This window comes from Ensifer sp. ENS03 (genome assembly GCF_014852035.1).
Classification (GTDB): Bacteria; Pseudomonadota; Alphaproteobacteria; order Rhizobiales; family Rhizobiaceae; genus Ensifer; species Ensifer adhaerens.
On the sequence record NZ_JACVAV010000011.1, the window covers coordinates 166207 to 181846 of the forward strand.

Consider the following 15640-nt stretch of genomic DNA (forward strand, 5'->3'; position numbering starts at 1 on the left):
AACCTGTCGTTCGCCAGGGCAGATTACTTGATCTTGATCTCCGAGAGCTGCAGCGTCCCGTTGGTCGCCATCGTCGGCTTGAATTCGAGCCGCTCGGAAACGCGGGAGAAGCCTACCATGTGGAAGAGCAGGACGTCGGCAACGACATCGTCATGCACATAGGCGATCAGTTCCGACCAGAGCTTGGCACGCTCGTCGCCGACGGCAGCCGACGCGCGCTTGATCAGGTCGTCGACCTTCGGATCGGAGAAGCCGGACTGGGTGCCTTCGGTTGCGTATTTGAAGAACATCGAGAACGACGGATCGCCCTTGGAATTGTCGTGCATGGCGGCAACGATCTGCGGGCCGCGACCTTCCTTGAAGGGCTTGGAATAGTACTGCTCGTGCTCGGCGACCTCGACGAATTTCAGCTCGACCTTGAAGCCGACTTCCTCAAGCTGCGCCTGAATGGCTTCCATGATCTCGGTCACGTTCGGAAAGTTTGCAGAACGGGCAATGATGGTGATGGGCGTGTCGACTTTGACGCCATCGGCCTTGGCTTCCTCAAGCAGCTTCTTTGCGCCTTCCGGATCGTAGGGGAAGACCTTTACGTCGGGGTTCCAGCCAAGCGTCGGTGGCGGCACGATCGCGGTGGCGAGCAATGCGCTTTCGGGAACCAGGGTACCGAGGAAGGCCTGGCGGTCGATGGCGACGTTGAGCGCGCGGCGGACACGAACGTCGTTCAGCGGTTCGATGTTGTGATCGATGCGCAGGTAGACGGTTTCGCTGTCGAGGTAGGAAAAGTCCGTTGCCGGGTTCGTGGCATCGAGCTGCGAGATCGACGGCGAAAGGTCGGCTTCGCCGGTCTGCACCATGGCTGCGCGCACCGACGGGTCGGCGCGGAACAGATAGGTGGCTTCCGTCACTTCGGGCTTTGCGCCCCAATAGTCGTCACGGCTGGTCAGCACGATCTGCTGGCCCGGCGTCCAGTTGGTCAGCTTGTACGGACCGGTGCCGACCGGTTCGCGCACGAACTCAAGCGGCGTTTCCTCCGGCACGATCGTGACGAGAGACATCAGCAGCGGCAGGATCGGCTGAACCGGGTCGGCCTTGAAATCGATGGTGTAGTCGTCGACGACCGTCGGGGTCACCGTGATGCCGCCGAAGTAGCGGCGCGATTCACAGGTGTTCTTGTCGCTCATGATGCGATCGAAGCTGTGCTTGACGTCCTTGGCGTCAAAGGTCGTGCCGTCGGAGAACTTGACGCCCTTGCGCAGGTGGAAGCGCCAGCTGCTGTCTTCGTTCTGCTCCCATTTTTCGGCCAGGCGCGGCATGACGCCCTTGTCACTGCGAACGTCGAGTTCGGTCAGCGTTTCGCTGACGTTCTGCATGATGACGCGGCCGATGTTCGAGCGCGTGGCCATGCAGGGCTCCAGCAGGTCGGCCTCCTCGGCCAGCACGATCTTAATGGGGCCGGACCCGGCGAATGCGGGCGACAGGGCCGAACTCAACATGAGTGCACTCAAGACAAATAATTTCTTCACGGCATTTCCTCCCTAGTGAAATTCGTTCAGCTGGATGTTGCTTTTCCGGATCGCGCGGCAATTAGCGCCGCGCAACCGATGAGCCCGCCGCCGCAAAGGGTGGTGAGGGCGATCTGTTCGCCAAAAAGCGCGAAGCCGCCGAGCGCCACGAGCGGCAAGCGCAAAAAATCGACCGGCGCGACGATCGTGGCGGGCGCGAGTGAAAAAGCATGGGTCATCATACCCATGCAGGCAGTTCCCACGACACCCTGCAGCGCCAGAAGCGTCATCTCCCTCGCCCCAGGCATGGTCCAGAACGGCAAGGCGAAAAGAAGCGCGATCGGAACGGTCAAAAGGAGATTCCAGACGACCAGCGTTGAGGTCTTATCGCCCTTCGACATGGACTTCAGGATCAACTGAATGGTCGACTGGAGCACCGCGCCAGTGAGGGCGAGAAGGATGGCGAGACTGAAGCCGGTTCCCGAGGGGCCGATGATCAGCATCGCGCCGCCAAAACCGAGCACCACCGCACCGATCATAGCCGGGCCAGGCCTTTCGCCCAGCGCCAGTGCGGCACCGAGCAAAAGGAAGATCGGCGACATGAAAGCGATGGCCGTCACGTCAGCAAGCGGCCCCCAGCTGAAGGCAGCGAAGAAGGCGACCATGGCGAGCAGCTTGAAGCCGGCACGGACCGCATGCTGACGCAAGGGGTGGCTCGACTTGAGCACCGATGGGCGCAGGGCAACAAAAGGCAGAAGGATGAGCGCGCCGAAGAACGCGCGGAAGAAGCCGATGACGAAAGGATGCACGGCGCCGTTCAGCGCCCGCACGATCACCGCGTCGGCGGCAGCAAGGATCGCTGCACCAACCGCGAACATGACCGCCATCTTAGCCCCCTTCGGGCTGGCTTCCAGCATCAGACCTCCTCCCGGCATCCTCTTGCCGGCTTGTTCAGACCATCCACCTTTCACCAAAGTTTGTCAAATTAATTCGCGATGTAAATTTTATATGGAAATAGTCACAGTAAATGTTTCAGTAAAATCAGTGCGTTATGCGTAATAGCAAACGAGAACATGTCTATTTGTAACTTTATCAAACTTGACAACTTTGAAAATTGGGTGATTTTCGAAGCACACAGGAGGAACTCATGGACCCTGAAGAAATCGCCCGCCGCATGAATGGCCGGCTTCAAACCGTGTCGCCCGAGCGTATGGAAGCGCTGTTGCCGTCGCCGATGATCCAGAACCATGCAGCCTTCCTGCATCTGCTTTCAGACGGCGCGATCGCCTGTGCCTGGTTCGGCGGCACGCTCGAGGGCAAATCGGACATTTCCATCTTTGCTTCGGTGCTGCCCAAGGGCGCGACGCAATGGGGACCGCCGCAGCGCCTCAGCTTCGATGCCGCGCATTCGGAGCAAAACCCGGTGCTCTTCACTGCGCCCGATGGCAGGCTGTGGCTCTTTCACACCTCCCAACCCTCAGGCAATCAGGACGAGTGCCGGATCCGGATGGCTGAGGTCCGCCGCGATGCTTCCGATCCGCTGGTACTAACGACCAGCGAAGGCCGCTATCTGGACCTTCCCCGTGGCTGCTTCATCCGCGCGCCGCTCGTGGTGCGCGGTGACGGCGCGTGGCTGCTGCCGATCTTTCGCTGCGTTCAGCGCCCCGGGCAGAAGTGGAACGGCAGCCATGATACGGCAGCCGTCGGCATTTCGCTTAATCAGGGCGAGACCTGGCAACTGGAAGAACTGGATCAGTCCATTGGCTGCGTGCACATGTCGCCGGTGTCGCTTGGCGAAGGCCGTCTTGCTGCCTTCTTCCGCCGGCGGCAGGCCGACTGGGTCTACAGGACCGAGAGCCTCGATGAGGGCCGCTCCTGGTCCAGGCCCGAGGCCAGTGACATCCCGAACAACAATTCCTCGATCGCCGCTCTCAGTCTGAAAGACGGCCGGATCGCGATGATCTGCAACCCCGTAAGCGCGGCCGACACCGCCGAACGACGCACGTCGCTTTATGACGAGCTCGGCGAGGACGACAACCGCCCGGACGCCGACCCCACGGGCGGTTGCGTTCCGATCTGGGGTGTCCGGCGCGCGCCAGTCTCTCTATGCCTCTCTCAAGATGGCGGCAAGACATTTCCCGTGCGCCTGCTGATCGAGGACGGCCCCGGGACATGCCTTTCCAATGACTCGACCGACGGCCGCAACAAGGAGATGTCCTATCCCTGGCTGCTGGAGGGGCCGGACGGCGCCATGCACCTTGCCTACACCTACCACCGGCGCGCCATCAAATATGTCCGCCTGGCGCCTGGCTGGGACCACGCTGACCAACGGAGACCTTCATGAGCAATATCATCGGCATAACCATGGGCGACCCGTGCGGCGTCGGCCCCGAGATTTCGGTGCGCGCGCTGGCCGACATGTCGCCGCAAGAACGCGATACGGTCCGGATCTACGGCAATCTCGCGACGCTCGAAGCGGCCCGCGCCGCTCTCGGCCTTGAGGTTGATCTCACCGGACATGTCGTCGATCTGCCGATTGAAGGTGCGCCGCTTGCCTGGGGACAGCTGAGCCCTGTCGCCGGCGACGCGGCCTTTCGCTTCATCGAAAAGGCAGTGCGCGACGCAGAAGCCGGTGTGATCGGTTGCATCGTCACGGCGCCCATCAACAAGGAAGCGCTAAACCTTGCTGGTCATCACTATGACGGCCACACCGGAATGCTGCGCAGCCTCACGGGCTCCAAGGCCGCCTACATGCTGCTTGCCTCCGAGCGCCTCAAGGTTATCCACGTTTCCACCCACGTGGCGCTGCAGGAGGCGATCCGACGCTCGACGACCGAACGGGTGCTCGCCACGATCCGCGCCGGCGACGCTCACTTGAAGCGTATCGGCTACGTAGCGCCCAAAATCGCGGTCGCCGGCATCAATCCCCACTGTGGCGAAAATGGCCTGTTCGGCACCGAGGATGACGACCAGATCGTGCCGGCCGTTGCGCAAGCACGCGCGGAAGGCATCGATGCCTACGGGCCGATTTCAGCAGATACGGTGTTCCATCGCGCCTATTCGGGCGCCTTCGACCTCGTGGTCGCGCAGTATCACGACCAAGGGCACATCCCCGTGAAGCTTGTCGCCTTCGACACCGCCGTGAACGTCTCGGTGGACCTGCCGATCGACCGAACCTCGGTCGATCACGGCACGGCCTTCGACATCGCCGGCAAGGGGATCGCCAACCACGGCAACATGAACTCCGCCATCGCCTATGCCCGCAAGTTGGTGGCAGGCGACGCCAAGCGAGGATGACACCATGACCATCGCTCCCATCACCCTTTATCAGCCGCGCCGCCTCGCCGTCGGCGCCGGCACAATCGCAGAGGTCGGCGCCTGGGCGGCCGATGCCCGTTCAGTGCTCGTCATCGCCACGCCGATCACCGCAGGCTTCGTCGACCGCCTGAAGCTTTCCGGCCGCGTTGCGGTGTTCGACGCCATCCCGGGCGAACCCGATGTCGACACGCTCGATGCCGCACTCGACTTCGCGCGCCAAAACAGCCCGGACCTCATCGTCGGCCTTGGGGGCGGATCGGTGCTCGACGTCGCCAAGCTTGTCGCCGTGCTTTGGGACTCCGAGCAGACGCTTGCCGATGTCGCCGGGCCAAACCGCGTACTCGGCCGCAACACCCGCCTGGCTCAGGTCGCAACGACCGCCGGCACCGGCTCGGAAGCCGGGATCCGCTCGCTCATCACCGACCCGGCCAAGGGAAACAAGATCGCGGTCGAAAGCGCGCACATGATTGCCGACCTGGCTGTTCTCGATCCGGAACTCACCTATTCCGTGCCGCCGGCGGTAACCGCCGCCACCGGCGTCGACGCCATGGCCCATTGCGTGGAAGCCTTCACCAATCGCCGCGCCCATCCGATGATCGACGGCTTTGCCCGAATGGGCTTCAAGCTCGTGGGCAAACATCTCGCCCGCGCAGTCAGGGATGGAGCCGATACCGAGGCGCGAGAAGGGATGATGCTTGCTTCCTACTACGGCGGCATCTGCCTTGGGCCGGTCAATACCGCGGCTGGCCATGCCATCGCCTATCCGCTCGGAACGCGGCTTCGCCTGCCCCACGGATTGGCAAACGCCATCATCTTTCCGCATGTGCTCGCCTTCAACCAACCGGTTGCCGCGGCCAAGACGGCAGAAGTCGCAAAGGCGCTCGGTCTCGGCGAAGATCTCTCCTCCCAGGAACTCCTGGGCGCTGCCCGTGGCTTCTGCCGTGATCTCGGCATCGAGATGTCGCTTGCCGCTCACGGCGCAAGTGCCGACGACTTGCCGCTTTATGCAAGCGAGGCCCATGCCAACCGAAGGCTCATGGACAACAACCCGAGCGATATGAGTGTGGAGGACGTGCTTGCCGTCTACAAGGCAGCCTTTTGATCCATAGACCATGCAAAAAACAAAACCCCGGCGTCTGCCGGGGTTTTTGCTTTGTCGATTACTTGGTCGCTTGGAACAGACGTTCGCGGGATCCGGAAAGGTGGTCATGCATGAGTTGTCTCGCCTTTACGCCTTCACGCGCGGCAATCGCTTCCGCGATCGCTTCGTGCTCCCCGAAAACGCGCGTCAGCCCGGTCGTCTCCCGTTTGACCGAGGCGCCATGAAACCGCATCCCGACCGCGATGTGATCCTTGAGCGCTTCCATTGCCGTGAAAAAATAGCTGTTCTGGGCCGCACGTGCGATCGCAAGATGAAACTGGAAGTCCGCATCCTCCCGGTGCGATTGCCGGTTGGTGGCGTCCCGCATCAGTTCCAACGCCTGGCGGATGGCGGACAAGCTGGCCGCGTCATGCCGCTCGGCAGCAGCCTGCGCGGCAGCCGGCTCGACCGTCAATCGGAACTCGTAGCAGTTCAGAAGATCGGCGACGTTTTCCAGTTGTCCGAAGCCCAGCGGCTCACGCATGCCGACAGCACGAACGAAACTGCCGGCGCCGCGGCGTGAATAGATGAAACCCTGCTCGCGCAGCCGGCGCAACGCCTCTCGAATGATCGGACGGGAAACCTCGAATTCACTTGCCAGTTCGTGCTCGGTCGGCAAGCGCTCGTCCGGCTTGTAGGCGCCGGACTTGATCGCACGGTGCATGCGCTCAAAGACGAGATCGCCGAGGCTCTTGCGTGCTGTTCCGTTCTCCAGTCCCATCCGTCATCCCATCTTGCGAAGGACAGCCTCCGCGATTTCCTTAAGCGTATCCGGCGCGCCGAATCCGCCGGACTTGGCAATGATGCAACGTCCATCGACCTCAGCCAAGCCCAGGCCGGGCAGGCACTCGCCCAGCAGGCGAAAACGCTGGATGCCCATTTTCCTCAAAACTGCCTCTGCAGTTGCACCGCCAGACAGAAGCAGTGTCCCTGCCCGTTCGACAAGGCCCGGACAGACGCTCTCGGCAAGCGCCTCGGAAACGGCCTCCGGCGTCACCTCCCCTTCACCCGGCACCGCCTGAACGAGCGTGATTGCGCCGCCGGTGTCGTCTGCGGCCGAAAGCCGCCCGTTGGGCGCGGGCAAATAGGATAAGGCAAGGTCGTTGCGAAGCGTGTCGATCTGGGCAAGGGTAATCGGGTCTCGGGACCCAATGACGAACAAAGCCCTACCGGCAATCACCTGGGCAGCCCGCGGTTGTTGACCGCCACTCATCCGTTCGGCAAGCGCCTCGGCCAGACCGCGCGCTCCAATCAGCAGATCCGTACCACTTCTTTCCGCATTCTCAAGCAAGGCGCGCATCTCGGCTTCAGTGGATACGTCCGGGATGATGGCCTTGGCCGCATGCCGGCCGAGCTTCTCGGCAACGGAGATGGGCACATCTACTCCGAAGCCTTGCACGCTGCCGGACATGACAACCCGACCGAAGGCCGGGATGGCGGGCGCCACGAGCGCCGATCCGAAAGACATTGCGTCGAGTTCGGAAACGATGTTGCCCTTAAGACGGGAGTCGACCTTCTTGAAGATGCGCGAACCCGAAGGCAGCGCAGCGAGCGTGGCAACTGTTCGTTGCCGGGCGGATGCGGGGCTGTGTTCTCGCGATCCGAGATTGACCGAAACCACGTCCGGCCCCGTTTTCAGGACATCATCGATCGCTTCGGGCGCCAAAGCGACTTCGACATAAAAGCCCCTCGCGGCAAAGGGCGCCGCGGCATCCAGAGCGCCGGTCAGATCATCAGCGACAATGACGAGCATCTCAAAATCCAGACGATTTGTTGTTATCTTCAATTGTCCATTTTATATTGAAATGTCAACATTTTTTGGAAGGAAATTACAAATTAGGCGCACTCTGCCGCGGCCGATGTTAGGCATCGGTTCTCGTCCTTGAGCTTCCGTGTGCCTATTTTCAGGAAGCGCTCGCCATAGCCTGGCAACGGCAGGTTTCCCGGCGTGATGCCATAAGCCTCGATCACGAGGACTGCGACGGTTTTCGCCGCTCTCGTCTAAGGGCGCCACGTCATAGGACCGAACAACGCTGAGCTTCCCGGGCGCCGTCGCGAACGCATGGTGGCTGGACGCCGCGAGCGTTATCGCTGTGCGACTGGGCGTACCAGTGGCGTCACGCGTCGGATGGTCACGCGGCGGTTCTCTTCCTCCGGCTCGGGCGTACTGATCTTGAGGAAACGCTCGCCGTAGCCTTGCGTCACCAGGTTCTCCGCCGGGATGCCGTAGACTTCCGTCAGGAGGACCGCGACGGACTCGGCACGCTCGTCGGAGAGGACGAGGTTCGACCGGTCGGAACCGACAGCGTCCGTGTGCCCCTCGATGAAAAAGGTTTCACCGGGATCCTTGCCGAGCACCTTCTGCATGGCGTCGGCGACCGTTCGCAGCGTCTTTGCCTGTGACATCGACACTTCGGCGCTGCCGGTTTCGAAATGGATCGTGTCGAGATCGATGCGCCGGACCTTGTCACGGAGACGGGCCGAATTGCGGACTTCATCGATGGAATAGACACGCTCCACGCGCTCGACCGGCGGTTCGGACAGAAACGCGTAGTAATCTCGATCCGGCTCCTGCGAATAGTCGACGATGTAGTCATCGACCGGGATCGTCAGGCGCATCGGCGGCAGGTCATAGCCGACGTCGACGATCGCCGGGCGCCTTTCGTCCTGATAGTCCGGCGCGTACATCAACACATATTCGTTGCCGTCGCTGTCGACGCGCGAGCGCTGCAAGACGTCACCGTAACGGTCATAGACGGTGACGATCCGGTAGCCGCCCGGGCGCACGATCGTTTCACGCACGCGGCCGCGCGGAAGCTCGTCGTAGTACGCCTCCCGCGCGTCGTGGCGCAGGCGCGGACGATCATCACCACGCACGAAGATCTGGTCGCCGACGCCAAGGACGACGCGATCGTCGAGCCTCTCGACCACGTGCACCTCAGTCACCTCATTGTTCGTGGTGTTGTTGACAGTCCTGTTGTTGATCACCGTATTGTTGATGACGGTCTTGTTGACGATGTTCGTCGTGTCCGGAACCGCGAAGGCTGGCGCCGCGTCAACGCGTCGACCTTCCTCCTTCATCCCGGCCTCGATCCTCTGCGGGGCCGCCTGCCGCACGTCGGCCGGGATTTCAGCCTGAGCCGCGGCGTCATCTGTCGGCGGCGCTATGTTCTTCCCCTGGACGCGCAATTCTTCGCGCTGCTTGCGCCGAGCCTCGCGCCCCTGGTTGCCGCCGGACTTGTCGGCGTCCTTGTCACTATCGAGCACGGCCGCGCCGTTATCGACCGGAAGCACAACGGTTTCGTCGGTCGCCGCCGGATCCTGGGCGATCTTTCGCTTGTCTGCCTTCGTGCGCTTGTCGACGACAACAGGTGCAGGCTTGGCCAGAGGCTCCTCACTCTGGCGCTGCTCGGCCGTCGCGGGCTGTTCAGACCCTGGAACGGGCTGCGGCTCACTCTCACCGGTCTGTGGCGCCGGCTTTTGCTCTTCCGGCTGCTGGCGTTCAGCTTGCTGCTTGCGCTTCTTGGGCACCGGTACCTGCGCTTCCCCAGCGTTCTGCGGAGTGCTCTCATCTATAGCGGGTTGCTGTCCTTCTGCCTGCTCTTTGCGCTTCTTGCGTTCAGGTGCTTGTTGTTCCTCAGCCTGCCGCGGAGCGCCTTCCTCTATGGCGGGTTGCTGTTCTTCTGCCTGCTGCTTGCGCTTCTTGCGCTCGGGCGCCTGTTGCTCTTCAACCTGTCGCGGCGCGCCTTCTTCTATGGCGGGTTGCTGTTCTTCCGCCTGCTGCTTGCGCTTCTTGCGCTGAGGCGCCTGTTGCTCTTCAGCCTGCCGCGGAGCGCCTTCCTCGATGGCGGGTTGCTGTTCTTCTGCCTGCTGCTTGCGCTTCTTGCGTTCGGGCGCCTGTTGTTCTTCTGCCTTCCGTGGCGCGCTTTCCTCGGTACCGGGCTGCTGTTCTTCAGCCTGTTGCTTGCGCTTCTTGCGAGACGGCTCTTCTGCCTGGCGCTGCGGCTCCTCGGCCTGCGGTTGCTGCTGTTCTACCTGCCCTTCCCCCGCGTCCTGCTGCTTCTTGCGCTTCCTGAGCAGCAGCAAATCCTCGGGTGACTGCTGGTCGACGCCTTCCTGAGCGACCTGGAACGGCGTCCTCAGGCTCTCGGCCAGCGCCGGCTGTATCACGAATGATGCGGCGAAGACTGGAAGGGCCACCGTTGCGAAAAGTTTGGAAGGCATCGACATGATTTTCACTCCTGTTACTGGGAGACCCGAGCGCCCGTTGGCGCTGTACGAACGGCGCGCCTTACGACGCGGCACAAGCGGGGCCATCACCCGAGCCTCCGACTTTTGTGGCCGTCAAAGGCTAGTCCCAACGCAGCAGCGAGCGAACGGTTCCGCCCAGCAGACCCTATTGCGAAACTGCCAACTGCAGGGTCGGGCGGCCGGTCCCGGGAAACGGAAAGGCAAAAATGAGGAGTATCGGCCAGGTGTACGAGCAGCCGTGATCACAAAGATGGCTGTCGGTCGTGGCGATCCACTTGAGCGGCCGCCAGCCGCGACGCAAGCCGATCCGGATTGCCGTTCAGTAGAGGCGCGAGGCGGCATTGGGCATGCTGGGGTTCGATAGCCCCATCGGCGGAGCAGACGTCCGTCCTGTTGATCCTGGATGAAGTGGTGTCGGCAAAAAACTCTCTCCGCCGCCACCATTGCTCGCGGAGCTCTCCGGCACGCCGGAAGGCCGCCAGGTGCTGGAAGAGGCCAAGGCCCTGGCCCGCGCTCTTGAGCGACGTCTTGGCAGTTCGGATCCGCGAAGTTTCAAGAAGGAGCTCGATCGTCTGGGGTTGAAAGATCCGGCCGTAGTCGACCGCATCAAGGACGTCGCCAGCCTTGTCAATAGGACACACTGGGCGGAGTTGAGCCGGGCCTATGAACTCACGTGCGGGCTGAAGAAGGGACTGGGCTTGGGCATGTGAGGCATGTCGGCGATGTGAGATACCCAGAACCGCTGAGCCAGATTTAAGAAAGAATGCCCTGTATTTCACGGCGCTGTTCGAGGTGTTTCGCGGGGTTCTGTTCCTTCAGCTTTACGAGGTTGAGGACCTTCCAGCGGACAGCCGGAAGCTCCGCTGCCTGTGGAAGGCCGATCGCGTCGAAATCGGGCTCGCCGTCATGGAGCGTTAGAAGGAACCGCATGGCCTTTTCATCCAGCCTTGCGAGAATATCGCCGGCCAATCGGTTCCTCACCCCTTCCAACTCGTTAAGGCTGACTGCTTCCGATGTCATGCCCTCGAACTCTTTTACGAAAGCCTCGTCGAGCTTCACGAGCGAGGGACGCACCAATTCGTGCGGCGGTCGGCCGGAGCTTGCGACATAAACGAGGAACGTCGCGCGTGTCGTTGTTGCCTCCGCCGGCTATCCTCTGCACCGTGACACCCCGGAGGTTTCGCAGTAGGTCGTCGCGGATTTGCTCGAGTGTGGTGTCGATACCTTTCAGCGTCGTCTCGCGATCCTCGATCGGGAGATAGGTCAGATCAATATCGACTGATAGTCGCGGCATGTCGCGGTAGAAGAGGTTGATCGCCGTGCCACCTTTAAGGGCAAAGGTTTCCTGACGTGCAATGAAAGGAAGGGTCTTCACCAGGAGTTCCACTTGCCGCATATATTGCTCACGCGCCACGGGGCGTCTCCTTTGGCATCAGCTCGTCTGGAATGGTGATTCGGTAAGCCGGGTGAAGCCGACCACCTGGGGTGAGTGCTCGGTCGCCCGTGCCGAGATCGATCGCCGACATGTCGATGTGCCTGCGCCAGGCGTGCCCGTGCTTGTCTGCATAAACGAAGAAGAGGCGCTTGGTCTTTACACTTCGGCACTCCGCCAGAAGTCTTGTCAGCAGCTTCGGGCGCAGATTGGCCAGGCTCTCGAACGCCATGTCGACGGTGTGGAAGCTTTCGCTCTTTGGCAGCTCATCGAGCATTTCGATGATCGCGCGTTCAGGAGACGACATCGGGATCGGCCAGCGCCACGGGCTCAGGGCGAGCTCGCCGTCGGCATCGTCCGATAGATTGAAATCAGAATGTTCAACGCCGAGGGCCGCGTCTCCAAACAAATTGGCGCTTCTGGTCAGGATCCGCGCATCGGTATGCAGTTTCGACAGCCACAACGGAATGTCGGAGCCGTAGAGGCAAAGAACGAACTCGCCGCTGAGCGAGAGATAGTGACTGTGGCCCCGCAGGGAGAGAGCACTTGCCCCGCCAACGTGGAATTTGTGCCGCATCAGCCATACGGCCGAAAGCAAAGGGATCTTCCATCCCGTAACGGCATCCGGGTTCGTGTCTGGCGAAAATGGACGTCGATAGAGGCCCGTCAATGCTGGTTCCAACCAACCGCGTTTGACGTAGCCCGAAACCGATTGTCGCGAGATGGCGTGACGAGCCATCCACGCAGTGTCCACCAGGAATCCAGGTGGCACGGCTTGGAGAAGCTGCTTTAGCTTTGTCTCGCTTTGTCCACTCATGTTTGACATTGTAGCGCGTCTGTAAAGTTATCGCCACTGATACTTTAATGAAAGCTGCAAATGTCAATTGAAAATTGACAAAAATCGGCAAATCCAAAGTAGGTCGTCCGTTTTTTCTCTCGGTTTTTGATAGCTGCAATCAACGCGCCCGGGAATCGTTGGCCTGTTGTCTTCTCGTCCCGTTGCCACCACGAGATCGGATCGCGACAACTGCCGCAGCGATCACCGACGCCTCTCAACCGAGCTCGCATTCGGGATTGCCGGCTCTCTCTACGTTCGGGCGATCACGCGCGTTCCACGGCTCGCGCTTGTGCAGCACTTCGCCATGGCGACAGGCCCAAGCACGAAAGAACGGGCCCCGGACGTTGCCTTTTTGGCAATCGACCTTGCGAATATCTGTGCTTCTTCGGCAAGGGAAACTCTGAATAATTGGCCGTGCAAACAACTCTTCAGAGATCCGCAAGATGGCCTATGTCATTACCGAACCCTGCATCGACGTGAAGGATGGCGACTGCACCGCCGCCTGCCCTGTGGACTGCATTTACGAGGGTGGCCGCACCTTCTACATCCACCCCGACGAATGCATAAATTGCGGGCTCTGTCTTTCGATCTGTCCCGTCGATGCCATTGCCTGGGATCAGGAGATACCAAACAACCAGCGCCACTTCATCGCTGTGAACAAGGAGTTCTTCGGGTCCGATGTCACGGGGATGGGGTCGCCCGGCGGCTGGAGCAAGGAGTGCTCCACGACGCAGGACCATCCTTTCGTTGCCGCATTCGAGAAGGCAGCCGCGATCGCTTAGCAAGTCCGCCCCCTATAGGAGACCAGAGGGTGACGCCTACCGCCTTGTCGCCGCGCTCACCAGCTGGCGTAATAGGCCCTTGTTGCCGCGGCCAGTTTGGTCACGCGTCCGCGCTCGGCGGTCAGCCGCGGAAGGTCAGCGCGCGCCTGCTGCAGGAGTTCGGCCCGGGCAGCCTCGAAATCGACCCGGGTCAACCGTCCATCGCACAGGATCTCCTGTCCGCCGACATAGAGCGCCTTTGCATGCGCGGCGGTCATCCGGGTAAGCAGCACCTCCGCTTCATCCAGGTCGTCCATCAGGCTGTCGGCAATCAGCGCAGCATAGTCCACGAGCACCAGGTCTTCGTTCGCCGGGGCGTTCACCACCTTGGCGCCGACATGGATCGCGGCATCGAAGACACGTCCCGCCGTAAGGGTTCGCGTCAGGTCGCGGCCGCCATGCAGCAGATGGGCAAGGCGCAATTCGCGCCAGAGATCCTGGTCATCGTCAAAGCCCGTTCCGTCGAGGCCGAACGCGAAAGCGGGGCCGCTTGGCGGAATGGTGGCGACCGGCGCCACGCCTGAACGCAGGCGCAAATTCGCCGACGGGTTCGAAACGAGCTGCACGCCACGCGCAGCCAGCAGCTCCAACTCGTCCGGTCGCAGCTGGACGCCGTGGGCGACGGCGAGGCGGGGCGACAGGAAGCCGATCTCGTCGAGGTATCGGACAACCCCTTGCGGAAAGCGCCGATCCAGCCATTGCCTCTGCTTCGGGCTTTCAAGGAGATGCATGTGAATGCGCCGGCCGGTTGCGTGAGAGGCCTCGGCGATCGCTTCGAGCAGTGTATTGGAACACCATTGCGGCCCGATCGGACCATACTGCACATCGATCAACGGACTTGTGTTGGCCGCAGCGACCGCGTCGGCTGCCGAGATCTGCACCGATGGCGACGCATAGCTCGGGATCGAGCCGCTGAGATCGTCCCAGTCTGCCGGATCAAGATATGGCCGCAATCGCTGAGGCCCGCCGTCATAGGCCCACGGATCGTTGTCGAGAAGCGGGCAGGAAAGCGCAAGCCTAATGCCTGCGTCGCACGCCGCGCGCATGACCGCGCCTGCCTCGTCGACGAGACGGTCGATGTTCAAAGAATTATGGCAATGCATGGTCGCGCCGACGCCCGTTTGCGCCAACCTTGAGAAGGCCACCAGCGCTTCCAGATAGGGCTCGGTTCGCGGTCGAAGCCGAAGTCCCGGGATCCACACTTCCAGGGCATCGTCCGCGTTGCCAAAATCGAGCGTGCGGATGCCATAACCATGGTCATGGGCGTTGACGGGCGGCGGCATAAGCAAAGCACCGGCCGGGATCGTCGTCCATGAGGCGCCCTCAGGCAAATGATCCAACAGATTTTGCGTGCGCCCTGCGGCCTCGTGGCCCGGTCGCAAGAGAAGTCGCCCGGGAACGGATGCTGTATTCACGGATGGATCGCCTCCATGATCTGGTCGCTGAACCTCTGCAGTTCCGCGCCGACAAATTCGATGACGGCTTCCGCCGCATGCGTGCGCTGCCGGCGTCGCTGCACCAGAATCCCGACATGCAGGTTCTGAAGGCGCGAGCCGGAAAGCGGTATGGCGACGAGATCGCCCGATCTGATCTCGGCGAGGAAACCGATCGGCGTGAAGAAAGCCACGCCCTGACCGGACAGGATGAAAGGTTTGAGCATCATCTGGCTGTTCGAGAGAACAAAAGGCCGCCCGGTCCGCTCGAAGACCGAGAGTTCGATTTCGATGAGCGAGCGGATCGGTTGCGTGTCGAGTTGCAGGAGAAGGTCGTACTGGGCGCATTCGGCAAGCGAAACCTGCCGCTGTTTGGCCAGCGGATGTTCCCGTCCGACGAAGGCCATCAGCGGCATCGGCACGCGAAAGAGCATCTCGGTATCGTCAGGCCGGGCCAGATCGAAGGTCAGGCCCATATCGACATCGCCCTCGGCGACCAGGCTGCTGATATTGCCGTGGCCGGCGGTGTGGATGTGAAAGCTCACGCCGGGATGGATACTGTGGAACGCGTTGACCATGTCCGGCAGGAATTGGATCGCCAGGCTATCGAGGCAGGACATCTGCACGCGACCGGTCTTTTTCCCCTGCAGGGCGCCGAGGTCGCTGCGCAGCAGTTCGAAATTTTCCAGCGTCACCCGGGCGTGGCGCAGCACGTTTTCCCCGGCAACAGTCAGCCTCAGACCATTCGAGAGCCGCTCGAAGAGCGCGATCCCAAGCTCGTCCTCCAGTTTCTTGATCTGCCGGCTGACCGCCGAGGATGCGACATGAAGCTCCTCGGAGGCCTTGCGAATGGACCCGGACCGAGCGACCGAGACGAAGTATTTCAGGATGCTGGCGTGCATTC

General features: G+C 61.6%; 15 protein-coding genes. 5 read left to right on the plus strand and 10 right to left on the minus strand.

Annotation, left to right across the window (positions count from 1 at the left end; all coding sequences use genetic code 11):
- Positions 1–23 precede the first annotated feature (23 nt).
- Positions 24–1493 (minus strand): ABC transporter substrate-binding protein, encoded by a 1470-nt coding sequence (locus IB263_RS29135; protein ID WP_210333340.1) that lies wholly within the window; start codon positions 1491–1493, stop codon positions 24–26.
- Positions 1494–1549: 56 nt separating this feature from the next.
- Entirely contained in the window at positions 1550–2419 is an 870-nt protein-coding gene (locus IB263_RS29140) for a DMT family transporter (protein ID WP_063894913.1), read from the minus strand.
- A gap of 230 nt (positions 2420–2649) precedes the next feature.
- Here IB263_RS29140 and IB263_RS29145 point away from each other — a divergent pair, with 230 nt between their 5' ends.
- The 3 genes from IB263_RS29145 to IB263_RS29155 are packed head-to-tail and all read left to right on the plus strand — an operon-like array spanning position 2650 to position 5922.
- Positions 2650–3846, plus strand: a complete 1197-nt coding sequence (locus IB263_RS29145) for an exo-alpha-sialidase (RefSeq protein ID WP_112985008.1) — start codon at positions 2650–2652, stop codon at positions 3844–3846.
- Positions 3843–4799, plus strand: coding sequence for a 4-hydroxythreonine-4-phosphate dehydrogenase PdxA (gene pdxA / locus IB263_RS29150; protein ID WP_060580796.1), 957 nt, complete (start codon positions 3843–3845; stop codon positions 4797–4799). Before IB263_RS29145 ends, pdxA begins: the two co-directional genes overlap by 4 nt.
- Positions 4800–4803: 4 nt before the next feature.
- Positions 4804–5922: an iron-containing alcohol dehydrogenase gene (locus tag IB263_RS29155; protein ID WP_089046184.1), complete on the plus strand. Its 1119-nt coding sequence runs from the start codon at positions 4804–4806 to the stop codon at positions 5920–5922.
- A gap of 58 nt (positions 5923–5980) precedes the next feature.
- Here the strand turns inward: IB263_RS29155 and IB263_RS29160 are convergent, their stop codons facing one another.
- From IB263_RS29160 to IB263_RS29170, 3 genes are all read right to left on the minus strand, one after another.
- A complete protein-coding gene (locus IB263_RS29160) occupies positions 5981–6682 on the minus strand; it encodes a FadR/GntR family transcriptional regulator (RefSeq protein WP_034796126.1) in 702 nt (233 codons plus the stop codon).
- A gap of 3 nt (positions 6683–6685) precedes the next feature.
- The gene (locus IB263_RS29165) at positions 6686–7714 is read right to left on the minus strand and encodes a four-carbon acid sugar kinase family protein (protein ID WP_112985007.1); all 1029 of its coding nucleotides are present in this window, start codon (positions 7712–7714) and stop codon (positions 6686–6688) included.
- Positions 7715–8046: 332 nt separating this feature from the next.
- The gene (locus tag IB263_RS29170) at positions 8047–10191 is read right to left on the minus strand and encodes an OmpA family protein (protein ID WP_112985006.1); all 2145 of its coding nucleotides are present in this window, start codon (positions 10189–10191) and stop codon (positions 8047–8049) included.
- Positions 10192–10655: 464 nt separating this feature from the next.
- Between IB263_RS29170 and IB263_RS29175 the strand changes: the two genes are divergently transcribed.
- Complete coding sequence (locus IB263_RS29175) at positions 10656–10922, plus strand: hypothetical protein (protein ID WP_246802698.1); 267 nt, start codon at positions 10656–10658, stop codon at positions 10920–10922.
- A 43-nt stretch (positions 10923–10965) separates the two neighbouring features.
- On the opposite strand, the gene IB263_RS34285 is transcribed toward IB263_RS29175, so the two are convergent.
- The 3 genes from IB263_RS34285 to IB263_RS29185 are packed head-to-tail and all read right to left on the minus strand — an operon-like array spanning position 10966 to position 12470.
- Entirely contained in the window at positions 10966–11232 is a 267-nt protein-coding gene (locus tag IB263_RS34285; RefSeq protein WP_246811107.1) for a hypothetical protein, read from the minus strand.
- Positions 11207–11626, minus strand: coding sequence for a nucleotidyl transferase AbiEii/AbiGii toxin family protein (locus IB263_RS34290; protein WP_371814270.1), 420 nt, complete (start codon positions 11624–11626; stop codon positions 11207–11209). The genes IB263_RS34285 and IB263_RS34290 overlap by 26 nt, the downstream gene beginning before the upstream one ends.
- Positions 11616–12470, minus strand: coding sequence for a type IV toxin-antitoxin system AbiEi family antitoxin domain-containing protein (locus IB263_RS29185; RefSeq protein WP_371273321.1), 855 nt, complete (start codon positions 12468–12470; stop codon positions 11616–11618). Before IB263_RS29185 ends, IB263_RS34290 begins: the two co-directional genes overlap by 11 nt.
- Before the next feature lie 455 nt (positions 12471–12925).
- Between IB263_RS29185 and fdxA the strand changes: the two genes are divergently transcribed.
- Positions 12926–13264, plus strand: a complete 339-nt coding sequence (fdxA, locus tag IB263_RS29190) for a ferredoxin (protein ID WP_034796100.1) — start codon at positions 12926–12928, stop codon at positions 13262–13264.
- Positions 13265–13320: 56 nt separating this feature from the next.
- On the opposite strand, the gene IB263_RS29195 is transcribed toward fdxA, so the two are convergent.
- Positions 13321–14586 (minus strand): amidohydrolase family protein, encoded by a 1266-nt coding sequence (locus IB263_RS29195; protein WP_192439354.1) that lies wholly within the window; start codon positions 14584–14586, stop codon positions 13321–13323.
- Between the two features lie 128 nt (positions 14587–14714).
- Positions 14715–15638, minus strand: coding sequence for a LysR family transcriptional regulator (locus IB263_RS29200; protein ID WP_034796085.1), 924 nt, complete (start codon positions 15636–15638; stop codon positions 14715–14717).
- Positions 15639–15640 lie beyond the last annotated feature (2 nt).